The following is an 11,494-nucleotide window of genomic DNA, read 5'->3' as shown; positions in this document are numbered from 1 at the left end:
TTACTCTTCGCTGGTGTGCACTTTGCGGTGCAGGATCGCCTGGAACTCGTCGGCGAAGGTGTAGTAACGGCCGATCAGTACTTCACTGCGCGCGGCGAAACGGTTGTAGGCAATAACAGCCGGGATTGCCGCGAACAGGCCGATGGCGGTAGCGATCAGTGCTTCGGCGATGCCCGGAGCAACGGTAGCCAGGGTGGCCTGCTGGGCGCTGGCCAGGCCGCGGAAGGAGTTCATGATGCCCCACACGGTGCCGAACAGGCCGATGTACGGGCTGGTCGAACCAACGGTGGCCAGGAACGGCAAGCTCTGCTCGAGTTTTTCTTCCTCGCGCGAGATGGCCACACGCATGGCACGGCCAACACCTTCCATGACGGCGTCCGGGTCAACACCCGGCTGCTGGCGCAGGCGCGAGAACTCCTTGAAACCGGCACGGAACACCTGCTCTACGCCGGAGTCCGGGTCTGGGTTGCTGCCTGCCTGGCGGTACAGCTTGGACAGGTCGATGCCCGACCAGAAGCGCTCTTCGAAGGCATCCAGCGCACGACGACCGGCGCGCAGCATGGTGCTGCGCTGGAAGATCATGATCCATGAGGTGACCGAGGCGGCCACCAGGGTCAGCATTACCAGCTGTACCACCACGCTGGCATTGCTGACCAGACTCCACATGGAGGTATGGTCGACGACGTTAGCTTCCACGCTTATTCTCCTGCATTCGATTGATTACCCGAGCCGTCCGCCGCAAAGGCGTCGCGCAGCTGGGGGGGTAGGGCTCGGGGTTTGAAAGTGTCGGCGCGCACGGCAGCCACCAGGAACTGCCCTTCGCAAAGCAGCGTTTCATCCTTTTCCCGCCAGACCTGCTGTACGAAACGCAAACTGGCGCGATTGAGTTCAAGGACCTGCGCGGTCACCCGCAATTCGTCATCCAGCCGCGCCGGCGCGTGATAGCGCGCTTCGCTGGAATGGACCACGAACAGCAGGTTGTCTTCAGCCAGTTGCGACTGGGAAAAGCCCAGGTGCCGCAGGCGTTCGGTGCGCGCGCGCTCCATGAATTTCAGGTAGTTGACGTAATACACCACGCCGCCCGCATCGGTATCTTCGTAATAGACGCGACACCGATGTGCGAACGGTTCGAGCTGATTTTGCGCGCGCATACTCTAGTGCTTACTCCTCAGCTTGCCAATCCGCTGTGGCAACTGTTTTTTCTTCATTAATGTCTTATTGCCAGCGCACCAGGGGCATGCCAGCGGTAGGACCACAAAAAGTCGCTTTCGATCTGTCATTCATCGCCTGGCTCGGAAAAATCGCCCCCCTCCCCCAAGCGCCCGGGAATATTCAGCCCAAAGTGCAGGTAGGCATGCCGGGTGACCACGCGGCCGCGTGGCGTGCGCATGATGTAGCCCTGCTGAATCAGGTACGGCTCAAGCACATCTTCGATGGTATGACGCTCTTCGCTGATGGCTGCAGCCAGGTTGTCCACGCCCACCGGGCCGCCATCGAACTTCTCGATCATGGTCAGCAGCAGGCGACGGTCGGAATGGTCGAAACCCCGCTCGTCGACATCCAGGAGGTTCAGCGCCATGTCAGCCACGGCCTTGGTGATATGGCCCTTGCCGCGTACCTCGGCATAGTCGCGCACGCGGCGCAGCAGGCGGTTGGCGATGCGCGGCGTGCCACGGGCACGGCGGGCGATCTCGTAGGCACCCTGGTCTTCGATGGCCAGGCCAAGGATGTTGGCCGAGCGGCTGACGATGGTGCTCAGATCCTTGTCGTTGTAGAACTCCAGGCGCTGGACGATACCGAAGCGATCACGCAGTGGGTTGGTCAGCATGCCGGCACGGGTAGTAGCCCCCACCAGGGTGAAGGGTGGCAGATCAAGTTTGATAGAACGGGCTGCCGGGCCTTCGCCGATCATGATGTCGAGCTGGAAGTCCTCCATGGCCGGGTACAGCACCTCCTCGACAACAGGCGACAGGCGGTGGATTTCGTCGATGAACAGCACGTCGTGCGGCTCGAGGTTGGTCAGCATGGCTGCCAGGTCACCGGGGCGCTCGAGAATCGGCCCCGAAGTGCTCTTCACCGACACGCCCATTTCATGGGCGATGATGTTGGCCAGGGTGGTCTTGCCCAGGCCGGGCGGGCCGAAGATCAGTGTGTGGTCAAGCGACTCGCCGCGGCCGCGAGCGGCCTGGATGAACAGCGCCATCTGCTCGCGCACCACCGGCTGGCCGATGTACTCGTCCAGGCTCAGCGGGCGAATCGCACGGTCCTGGACTTCTTCGCGGTCGCGGCCACTGGCGGCGATCAGGCGGTCGGCTTCGATCACTTGGAAATCATCCCTTTCAGGCTGCGGCGGATCAGCTCTTCACTGCTCAGGCCGGCCTTGTCCTTGATCGCGGCGATTGCCTTGCTGGCTTCCTGCGGCTTGTAGCCCAGCGAGACCAGGGCACTGACGGCATCGGCCTCGGCACTGGACTCGCTGGCGACCGGTAGAGGCCCATCGGACACCAGGGTGAACATGGCCGGCGAGGTTTCCCAGGCCTTGAAACGGTCCTTGAGCTCGACCAGCAAGCGCTCGGCGGTTTTCTTGCCGACGCCCGGTACGCGCACCAGGGCTGAGGTGTCCTGGGCCTGCACGCAGCGCACCAGTTCATCCACTTCCAGCCCGGACATCAGCGCCAGGGCCAGCTTCGGCCCTACGCCGTTCAGGCGGATCAGCTCGCGAAACAGCTCGCGCTCGCGCTTTTCGGCAAAGCCGTAGAGCAAGTGGGCATCTTCGCGCACGACCAGGTGGGTATGCACCGTGACGGTTTCACCCACTTTGGGCAGACGGTACAGCGTGGTCATGGGAACTTCCAGTTCGTAACCCACGCCGTTGACGTCGATAATCAGGTGAGGCGGTTGTTTTTCCGCCAGGGTGCCGCGCAAACGTCCAATCACGTTCCGATCCTTCCTCTCGGGGAGCCGGTCAAAGACCGCTCAACCCTATCAGCAAATGCAGCGGGTGAATGTAACACCCGAACAAAATGTGTATCAGCGCATGAAGCGCTTACAGACGCAAGCGCCCGCCGCGTCGCCGCGCTGTGGTCAAGCCATGCGGCACCAGGCTGGAGCGGGTGTGGGCGTGGCACAGAGCGATGGCCAGGGCATCGGAAGCGTCGATCTGCGGTTTCTGCGTCAATTTCAGCAGGTGCATGACCATCATCATCACCTGCTCCTTGTTGGCCCCGCCCGTGCCGGCCACGGCCTGCTTGACCTGGGTGGCGCTGTACTCGGCGATCTCCAGGCCGGCCTCGGCGGCGGCGACGATAGCCGCGCCACGTGCCTGGCCAAGCTTGAGCGCCGAATCGGCGTTGCGGGCCATGAACACCCGTTCGATGCCCATGGTCACCGGGCCGTGCTGGGCAATGATTTCACTGACACCACGAAAAACAATCTGCAGCCGCTCGTGCAGCTCACCGCTGCCGGTGCGGATGCAGCCCGACGCCACGTACTCGCAACCACGGGCGGTCTGGCGTACCACGCCATAGCCGGTGATGCGCGAGCCGGGGTCGATACCTAGAATCAGAGTCATAAAGCCCGTCGAAAAAATGATGCATCTCTACAAACTGCGCCGGCCCTTTCGCGGGTAAACCCGCTCCTACAGGCACTGCACCACATTTGAAATGGGCGTAATACCTGTAGGAGCGGGTTTACCCGCGAAAGGGCCGGCACAGGCGCTATCAAACGCTCAGAGTTGGCACAGAATGCCAAATCACCTTAGCCGAGGTTTTCCATGATCTCGTCGGAAATCTGGGCATTGGAATAGACGTTCTGCACGTCGTCCAGGTCTTCGAGCATGTCGATCAACTTGAGCACCTTTTCGGCACCGTCCTGGTCGAGCTCGGCACTGGTGGTCGGCTGCATGACGATTTCCGCGTCAGCGGCCTTGAAGCCTGCCTCTTCCAAGGCATTACGCACGGCATAGAAGCTGTTGAACGAGGTGAACACGTCGAACGAGCCGTCGTCATTGGCGACCACGTCGTCGGCATCGGCCTCCATTGCCGCTTCCATCAACGCGTCCTCTTCCACGCCCGGGGCAAAGCTGATCTGGCCTTTGCGCTCGAACAGGTAGGCCACCGAACCGTCAGTACCCAGGTTGCCGCCACACTTGGTGAAGGCATGACGCACGGCTGCGGCGGTACGGTTGCGGTTGTCGGTCATGGCTTCGACCATGATCGCCACGCCACCCGGGCCGTAACCTTCGTAGCTCAGCTCTTCGACATTGTCGCTTTCATTGGTGCCAGCACCACGGGCCACGGCGCGATCGATGATGTCGCGGCTCATGTTGGCGCCCAACGCCTTGTCCAGGGCCAGGCGAAGACGCGGGTTGGATGCCGGATCAGGGCCACCCTGCTTGGCAGCGACCGTCAGTTCACGGATCCACTTGGTGAAGACCTTGCCTCTCTTGGCATCCTGGCGCTCTTTGCGGTGCTTGATGTTCGCCCACTTGGAATGACCAGCCATAACGACTCCGAATCCTTTGAATCACAAACGGCCCCGCCCCATGACGGGGCGGGACGGGAAAAAACCTGCGTCGAAACGCAAAGGCGCATCCATGTGGATGCGCCCGGGGACTGCTTACTCGACCTTGGTCTGTTCGCGCAGTCGGATGTGCAGTTCGCGCAGGGCCTTGGCGTCGACCATGCCAGGGGCCTGGGTCATGACGCATGCAGCGCTCTGGGTTTTCGGGAACGCGATCACTTCACGGATCGACTGGGCGCCGGTCATCAGCATGACCAGACGGTCCAGACCGAACGCCAGGCCACCGTGAGGCGGTGCCCCGAACTTCAGAGCGTCGAGCAGGAAGCCGAACTTCTCTTCCTGTTCTTCCGCCTCGATACCCAGCAGACGGAATACCGCCTGTTGCATCTCTTTCCGGTGGATACGGATCGAACCGCCACCCAGCTCGGTACCATTCAGAACCATGTCGTAGGCACGGGACAGGGCGGTGGCCGGGTTGGCCTCGAGCTCTTCCGGGGTGCACTTCGGCGCGGTGAACGGGTGGTGCAGTGCAGTGAAGCTGCCGTCTTCGTTCTCTTCGAACATCGGGAAGTCGACGACCCACATCGGCGCCCACTCGCAGGTCAGCAGCTCGAAGTCGTGACCCAGACGAATACGCAGCGCACCCAGGGCTTCGCTGACCACCTTGAACTTGTCGGCACCGAAGAACACGATGTCACCGTCTACGGCGCCAACGCGGTCGAGGATGTTGTTGAGGTTGGCCTCAGGGATGTTCTTGACGATCGGCGACTGCAGGCCTTCGACGCCCTTGGCGCGCTCGTTGACCTTGATGTAGGCCAGCCCCTTGGCACCGTAGATACCGACGAACTTGGTGTACTCGTCGATTTTGCTGCGCGGCATGCTGGCACCACCTGGCAGACGCAGGGCGGTAACACGGCACTTCGGATCGTTGGCCGGGCCGGCGAACACCTTGAAGTCGACATCCTTCAACTGGTCGGCAACGTCGACCAGTTCCAGCGGAATACGCAGGTCTGGCTTGTCGGAGCCGTAGCGGCGCATGGCCTCTTCGAAGGTCATGTGCGGGAATTCGCCGAATTCCAGGTCGAGCACTTCCTTGAACAGCTTGCGGATCATGCTTTCGGTCAGGCCCATGATCTCGCTTTCATCGAGGAAACTGGTCTCGATGTCGATCTGGGTGAATTCCGGCTGACGGTCGGCACGCAGGTCTTCGTCACGGAAGCACTTGGCGATCTGGTAGTAACGGTCGAAGCCAGCGACCATCAGCAGCTGCTTGAACAGCTGTGGCGATTGCGGCAGGGCGAAGAAGCTACCGGCGTGGGTACGGCTTGGCACCAGGTAGTCGCGCGCGCCTTCCGGGGTGGCACGGGTGAGAATCGGGGTTTCGACGTCGAGGAAGCCGTTTTCGTCGAGGAAGCGACGGATGCTGCTGGTGATGCGCGAGCGCAGGCGCAGCTTGTCGGCCATTTCCGGGCGACGCAGATCGATGAAGCGGTAACGCAGGCGGGTTTCCTCGCCGACGTCGGAGTATTCGTTCAGGGGGAACGGCGGGGTTTCCGCTTCGTTGAGCACGTTCAGCTGGTAGCCGAGGATCTCGATGGCACCGGAAGCCATGTTGGCATTCACTGCACCTTCAGGACGCTTGCGGACCTTGCCGGTGATCTGCACGACGTATTCGCTGCGCACACGGTCGGCGGCAGCGAAGGTTTCGGCGCGATCCGGGTCGAACACGACCTGGGCCATGCCTTCGCGGTCACGGATGTCGAGGAAGATCACCCCGCCGTGGTCGCGGCGACGATGGACCCAGCCGCAAAGGGTGACTTCCTGGCCGTCCAGGCTCTCGTTCAGTTGGCCGCAATAATGGCTGCGCATCATGATGGTGGTTTCGCTTCTCGTGATTCGTGTATTCGGTGGAGGCCTTGGCCGCCCGGAGGGCTAATACTGCAAGACCCGGTCACAGCATTCAACTCAGTCGGCCTTGTCGCCGCCTGCCAGATTCTTTTTCGCCCCGGTCTTGAAGTCGGTTTCGTACCAACCGTTACCGCTCAGGCGAAAGCCTGGCACCGACAGCAGCTTTTTCAGTGCCGGCGCCTGACAGGCCGGGCAATCGGTCAGCGGCGCGGCGCTGATCTTCTGCAGCACTTCCATGCGGTGCTCGCAGGACGCACATTGATAGTCATAAAGGGGCATGGGTGTCTCTCGTCAACCATAACGCTGGCTGCCGGGGGGCAGCAAAAAGCGGGATTATATATGGTTAGCAAGCACTGCGCAGCCCGCCTGGCGATCAGCGCGCACTTGGCGGGTCCTGCAGCCACGCCACGCAGATTACCCGGATCAGCCCGCTGAAATTGCGCACTCCGCCCTGGCGCAGGTGCACCTCACGGTCCACGTAGGACAACACGGCACTGACCGAACAACGGTTGGCGGCGGCGATGCGCTCAAGGATACCCCAGTAGACAGCCTCCAGGCGCAGACAGGTAGAAAAGCCGTTGAGCCGCACGGAACGTGACACCGGCTGCGTCTGCAACATGTCGAAGTCCGCCTTGAACGGGTCGATGCACTGTTTTCCTGGCCAGCTGCCCTGGCCGGCCATACGCTTGTTCGCTTGCATCATGCGCCACACTTCCTCGTCACAGGTACCAGGTGACCTATGAAGCGCTGACGGGCGAGCTTAAAGCAGCGGCAAAATGTTCCTTCGCAAATACCTGAGTGCCAGGCGGAGCCTGTGGGAGCAGGCAATGCGGTGGATGGCACCGGCTGCGCCGGTGTTCGCGGGCACGCCCGCTCCCACAGGGGTTGCGCAAGCTTTCCGCCTTGAGCAACGGTTACTTGTCGTCGAGCAGTACCCGCAGCATCCAGGCGGTTTTCTCGTGAACCTGCATGCGCTGCGTCAGCAGGTCGGCGGTCGGCTCGTCACTGACCTTGTCCACCACAGGGAAAATGCTGCGCGCAGTGCGTACCACGGCCTCCTGCCCCTGAACAAGCTGGCGGATCATCTCGTCTGCCGGGGGGACGCCTTCCTCCTCCTTGATCGACGAGTGCCGTGCATAGAATGCATACGAACCCGGTGCCGGGAAGCCCAAGGCACGGATGCGCTCGGCGATCGAATCGACTGCCAGCGCCAGTTCGTTGTACTGCTCTTCGAACATCAGGTGCAAGGTGCGGAACGACGGGCCGGTGACGTTCCAGTGAAAGTTATGGGTTTTCAGATACAGCACGTAGGTATCCGACAACAGGCGGGACAGCCCATCGACGATGGACTTGCGATCTTCTTCGCTGATACCGATATCGATTGCCATGAAGCTCCCCTTTCCACAAGGCTTGAGACTCAAGCGGGTGCCGACCACTGTAGCAACACTTGTTGCATGCCGCATGTGACATGGCGCAATACATTGCCCACTGGGCGGCCTGCGGTTTGAGTAGGCTGCGGCTTTACTGTTAAATAGGCACTGTGCCACCCGTGCGGACTGTCATTGCCGGGTGCATAGGCTGGCCTGCCACGTGTTCGCGCTCTATATCTCATGCGCACCGTGCTGCCAGCTCTTCCTGTGATCGGCCTTATCAACAGTGAGCCAACCCCATGTTCAAGATCGTCCATCTGGTGACGGGCGTGGCAGCTTTGCTGCTATCGCTCATACCCAGCCTGAAAACCGATGCGACACCCTTCCTGCAACAACCCGACGCGGTCTACCTGGCCCTGCTCGGCCTGCTCAACCTTGTGCTGGCCCCGGTCGTGCCACTGTATCATCGCGGCGCGCGGCAACAACTGCAGCACCTGGCCTGCGCCCTGCTGGTAGTCGCCGTCGTGCTGCAGACCCTGACGCTACTGGCCCGCCCCGAAATGGGCAACCTGGCAGCCCTGGTGTGTGCGGCGCTGGCCGTGGCCGTGCATCTGGCCGTGGGCTTTGCCCGCAGCCCGCGCAAGGCACGCGGCACTCAACATATGGCACAAGATGCTGGCAACCGTGATACCGGCACCGTCAAATGGTTCAACACATCGAAAGGCTTTGGTTTCATCTCCCGAGACTCGGGCGATGACATCTTCGTGCACTTTCGGGCCATCCGCGGTGAGGGCCACCGCATTCTGGTCGAAGGCCAGCGCGTGGAGTTTTCGGTGATGCACCGCGACAAGGGCCTGCAGGCCGAAGACGTGGTTGCAGTAAACCGCCGTTGACCAACGGCTGACCGGCCGACGCTATCAACGGCAAACCAGCGTCCACAAGGACCGTGCTGCACCTGAAGGCAGCATCATACCTGTGGGGGCTGGCTTGCCGGCGATAGCAGCCTGGAACAACTCAATAATGAGGAGGCGGGGCCTCTTCCCCTTCGCTGCCATACTGGCCAACCATCTCTTCATGACGCTTGATCAGCTCGGCCATCTGCAATTGCAGCCGCTCGATCACCCGCGCTTGCTCCACCACCACGTCATTCAGCGCCTGGATAGTGTCATCCTGAAACGCCTGACGGGTTTCCAGTTCGACCATCCGCATTTCCAGTGTCATCTCAGGCCTCTTGGTATCCAGCAAGTTGTAGCCCGCGCAGACGCTGGCGAACAGCTTGCAGTTGATCATCGGTGTAGCCCACAGGCGCACACTTGCCCCATACCGGTGCCGGCCATGCAGCGTCGTCGCGCTGGCGCACAATCACATGCATGTGCAACTGGCTGACCACGTTGCCCAACGTAGCCACGTTCATCTTGTCGGCCCCGTAGCTGGCCTTCAACGCCTCTGCCAACAAGGTGGTTTCCTGCCACAACTGCTGTTGCTCTGCCACATCCAGCTCGAACAGCTCACTGATACCAGCGCGCTTGGGCACCAGAATGAACCATGGGTAATTGGCATCCTTGCTCAGCAGCAACTGGCACAGCGGAAACTCTCCCAACACCAGCGAATCCTGCTGCAAACGCGAATCGAGGACGAACACGGCATATCTCCTTCAGGCAATACCATCCCGCTTCAGGCGGAAAACAGGCCAGCAAGGATACCTTGCACACTCCCGGTAACACAGCGCTACTTTTCGCACCAAAATGAGGCCACCTGCCCGCCCTCCCCACACTGACCACCCCACAAACGATGCTGGATGAACAAGTTGCGGTAACACTTTGACTCTAAAGGCAAGTTTTTAATTTCTAATGATTCTCGATCGCATAAATCACACAAGCAGCCTTCGTCCCGCATTTACGGGACTTTCCGACCCTCGGTAGCAGGTTTTGTGAAAATTTCATGAACTGTTGCGAATTTTGAGCACGCTTGTTGCATTCCCTTCACGCCAAGTCGGCACGACATCTGCAGTAGCAGGTGTACGCGACAAATAACAACAGCGACATGGGTTACCAGGGAGTTTCCTCAACCGGAATCGGCAGTTACAGATTCGTTACGGTGCCAGGAACAGCGCTGAGGTTATACGGCCCCTGAACCGGGGCGTGATTTGCGACATGGAAATACTTAAAAGCGACACGGTGAAAAAGTTCCGCAAAGAGTGCTTATAGCCATATCGCCAACAACAGTCTGCGTGCTATACATTTTCGCCGACATAAAAAGAAAGAGCTGCCCCATATAACTAAAAGACTTGGACGCAGCGGTACTCTTCCTAAAAACCAAAGGAGCAAATCACGATGCGCGTGATGAAGTGGAGCATGATCGCCCTGGCCGTTTCGGCAGGGACCTCGCAGTTGGCAATGGCCTCGGCACAGGACGAGTCCAAAGGTTTCATCGAAGACAGCAAGCTGAGCGTCAAGACCCGCATGCTGTACTTTAGCCGTGACTTCCGTAACAACGCGCCTGGCTCCCAGAGCCGCGTTGAAGAAACCGGCCTTGGCTTCCTCGGCACCTTCGAATCGGGCTTCACCCAAGGCACCGTAGGCTTCGGTGTCGACGCCATCGGCATGCTGGGCCTCAAGCTGGACAGCGGCAAAGGCCGCGCCGGCACCGGCCTGTTCCCGACAGGTGCCGACGGTCGCTCGCAAGACGACTACTCCGAAGGCGGCGGCGCAGTGAAAATGCGCATTTCCAACACCGTGCTCAAGTTCGGCGACCAGTTCACCGCCCTGCCAGTACTGGCTACCGACGACAGCCGACTGCTGCCGGAAGTGGCTGAAGGCGGCCTGATCACCAGCAACGAAATCGATGGCCTGACCCTGCATGCCGGTCACTTCACCGCACTCAACGCCCAGGCTCAGACCTACCACGACAGCCTGAACCTGACTGAAGCCAACGTCTTTGGTGGCACCTACGCCATTACCGACAGCCTCAGCACCAGCGTCTACTACTCGCGTATCGAAGATCACTTCCGCAAGTGGTACGGCAACATCAACTGGGCGCTGCCGATCAGCGACAAGCAAGGCCTGGTGTTCGACTTCAACATCTATGACACCAAGTCGATTGGCAACAACCTGACCGGCGCCTACGTCAGCAAGTCCGACGGCACCAATGAGCTGGACAACATCGCAGCCAGCCTGTCGGCCGCTTACAACGTTGGCGCCCACACCTTCACCCTGGCCTACCAGAAAGTCAGCGGCGACGGTGATTACGCTTACGGCGTGGACGGTGGCGGCACCGTCTTCCTGGCCAACTCCGTTGCCCGTTCCGACTTCAACGCCGAAGACGAAAAATCCTGGCAAGCGCGCTACGACCTGAACTTCGCCGAGTTCGGTGTACCTGGCCTGACCTTCATGACCCGCTACGTTAGCGGTACCGGTGCCACCACCCGCACCACCGACAGCGGCAAGGAATGGGAACGCGACATCGACGTCAAGTACGTGATGCAGAGCGGCCCGGCCAAGGACCTGAGCTTCCGCGTACGTCAGGCCACCTACCGTTCGGGCGATGGCGTGTACTACGGTTCCCCATCGATCGACGAACTGCGCCTGATCGTGGAGTACCCGCTGAGCATCCTGTAAGCCTGGCTTGCAGTGCCCCGCACCTGAAAAAGCCCGGCAATCACGCCGGGCTTTTTCTTGGCTGACAAGTGTCACGCC

At 60.6% G+C, this 11,494-nt stretch carries 14 protein-coding genes; 2 read left to right on the top strand and 12 right to left on the bottom strand.

Annotated features, from left to right (window positions below; genetic code table 11):
• The 10 genes from tolQ to PRJ_RS06485 all read right to left on the bottom strand — a co-directional run bounded on the left by tolQ (position 1) and on the right by PRJ_RS06485 (position 7,817).
• Complete coding sequence (gene tolQ / locus PRJ_RS06530; RefSeq protein ID WP_010952367.1) at positions 1-696, bottom strand: protein TolQ; 696 nt, start codon at positions 694-696, stop codon at positions 1-3.
• A 2-nt stretch (positions 697-698) separates the two neighbouring features.
• Positions 699-1,151, bottom strand: a complete 453-nt coding sequence (gene ybgC / locus PRJ_RS06525; protein ID WP_003254764.1) for a tol-pal system-associated acyl-CoA thioesterase — start codon at positions 1,149-1,151, stop codon at positions 699-701.
• A gap of 125 nt (positions 1,152-1,276) precedes the next feature.
• Positions 1,277-2,323, bottom strand: coding sequence for a Holliday junction branch migration DNA helicase RuvB (ruvB, locus tag PRJ_RS06520; protein ID WP_104960966.1), 1,047 nt, complete (start codon positions 2,321-2,323; stop codon positions 1,277-1,279).
• Positions 2,320-2,937, bottom strand: a complete 618-nt coding sequence (gene ruvA, locus PRJ_RS06515; RefSeq protein ID WP_003254768.1) for a Holliday junction branch migration protein RuvA — start codon at positions 2,935-2,937, stop codon at positions 2,320-2,322. The genes ruvB and ruvA overlap by 4 nt, the downstream gene beginning before the upstream one ends.
• 109 nt (positions 2,938-3,046) lie before the next feature.
• A complete protein-coding gene (gene ruvC, locus PRJ_RS06510; protein ID WP_010952366.1) occupies positions 3,047-3,571 on the bottom strand; it encodes a crossover junction endodeoxyribonuclease RuvC in 525 nt (174 codons plus the stop codon).
• A 185-nt stretch (positions 3,572-3,756) separates the two neighbouring features.
• Positions 3,757-4,503: a YebC/PmpR family DNA-binding transcriptional regulator gene (locus tag PRJ_RS06505; RefSeq protein WP_003254770.1), complete on the bottom strand. Its 747-nt coding sequence runs from the start codon at positions 4,501-4,503 to the stop codon at positions 3,757-3,759.
• A gap of 114 nt (positions 4,504-4,617) precedes the next feature.
• Positions 4,618-6,393 carry an aspartate--tRNA ligase gene (aspS, locus tag PRJ_RS06500; RefSeq protein ID WP_004575741.1) on the bottom strand — a complete coding sequence of 592 codons (1,776 nt, stop codon included), beginning with the start codon at positions 6,391-6,393 and terminating at the stop codon, positions 4,618-4,620.
• 93 nt (positions 6,394-6,486) lie between these two features.
• On the bottom strand, positions 6,487-6,708 hold the full coding sequence (locus PRJ_RS06495; RefSeq protein WP_003254776.1) for an FmdB family zinc ribbon protein: 222 nt from the start codon (positions 6,706-6,708) through the stop codon (positions 6,487-6,489).
• A 94-nt stretch (positions 6,709-6,802) separates the two neighbouring features.
• Positions 6,803-7,132, bottom strand: coding sequence for a ribbon-helix-helix domain-containing protein (locus PRJ_RS06490; protein ID WP_064492886.1), 330 nt, complete (start codon positions 7,130-7,132; stop codon positions 6,803-6,805).
• Between the two features lie 211 nt (positions 7,133-7,343).
• Entirely contained in the window at positions 7,344-7,817 is a 474-nt protein-coding gene (locus PRJ_RS06485) for a Dps family protein (RefSeq protein ID WP_010952363.1), read from the bottom strand.
• Positions 7,818-8,098: 281 nt separating this feature from the next.
• Here PRJ_RS06485 and PRJ_RS30565 point away from each other — a divergent pair, with 281 nt between their 5' ends.
• On the top strand, positions 8,099-8,692 hold the full coding sequence (locus PRJ_RS30565; RefSeq protein WP_104960965.1) for a cold shock domain-containing protein: 594 nt from the start codon (positions 8,099-8,101) through the stop codon (positions 8,690-8,692).
• A gap of 121 nt (positions 8,693-8,813) precedes the next feature.
• Here the strand turns inward: PRJ_RS30565 and PRJ_RS06475 are convergent, their stop codons facing one another.
• Positions 8,814-9,020, bottom strand: a complete 207-nt coding sequence (locus PRJ_RS06475; protein ID WP_010952361.1) for a SlyX family protein — start codon at positions 9,018-9,020, stop codon at positions 8,814-8,816.
• 1 nt (position 9,021) lies between these two features.
• Positions 9,022-9,441, bottom strand: a complete 420-nt coding sequence (locus PRJ_RS06470; protein WP_014589992.1) for an HIT domain-containing protein — start codon at positions 9,439-9,441, stop codon at positions 9,022-9,024.
• A 691-nt stretch (positions 9,442-10,132) separates the two neighbouring features.
• Between PRJ_RS06470 and PRJ_RS06465 the strand changes: the two genes are divergently transcribed.
• On the top strand, positions 10,133-11,416 hold the full coding sequence (locus tag PRJ_RS06465; RefSeq protein WP_019438836.1) for an OprD family porin: 1,284 nt from the start codon (positions 10,133-10,135) through the stop codon (positions 11,414-11,416).
• Positions 11,417-11,494 lie beyond the last annotated feature (78 nt).

The sequence above is a fragment of the Pseudomonas sp. XWY-1 genome (assembly GCF_002953115.1).
Lineage (GTDB): Bacteria > Pseudomonadota > Gammaproteobacteria > Pseudomonadales > Pseudomonadaceae > Aquipseudomonas > Aquipseudomonas alloputida.
This window is presented reverse-complemented; position numbering and strand designations above follow the sequence as displayed.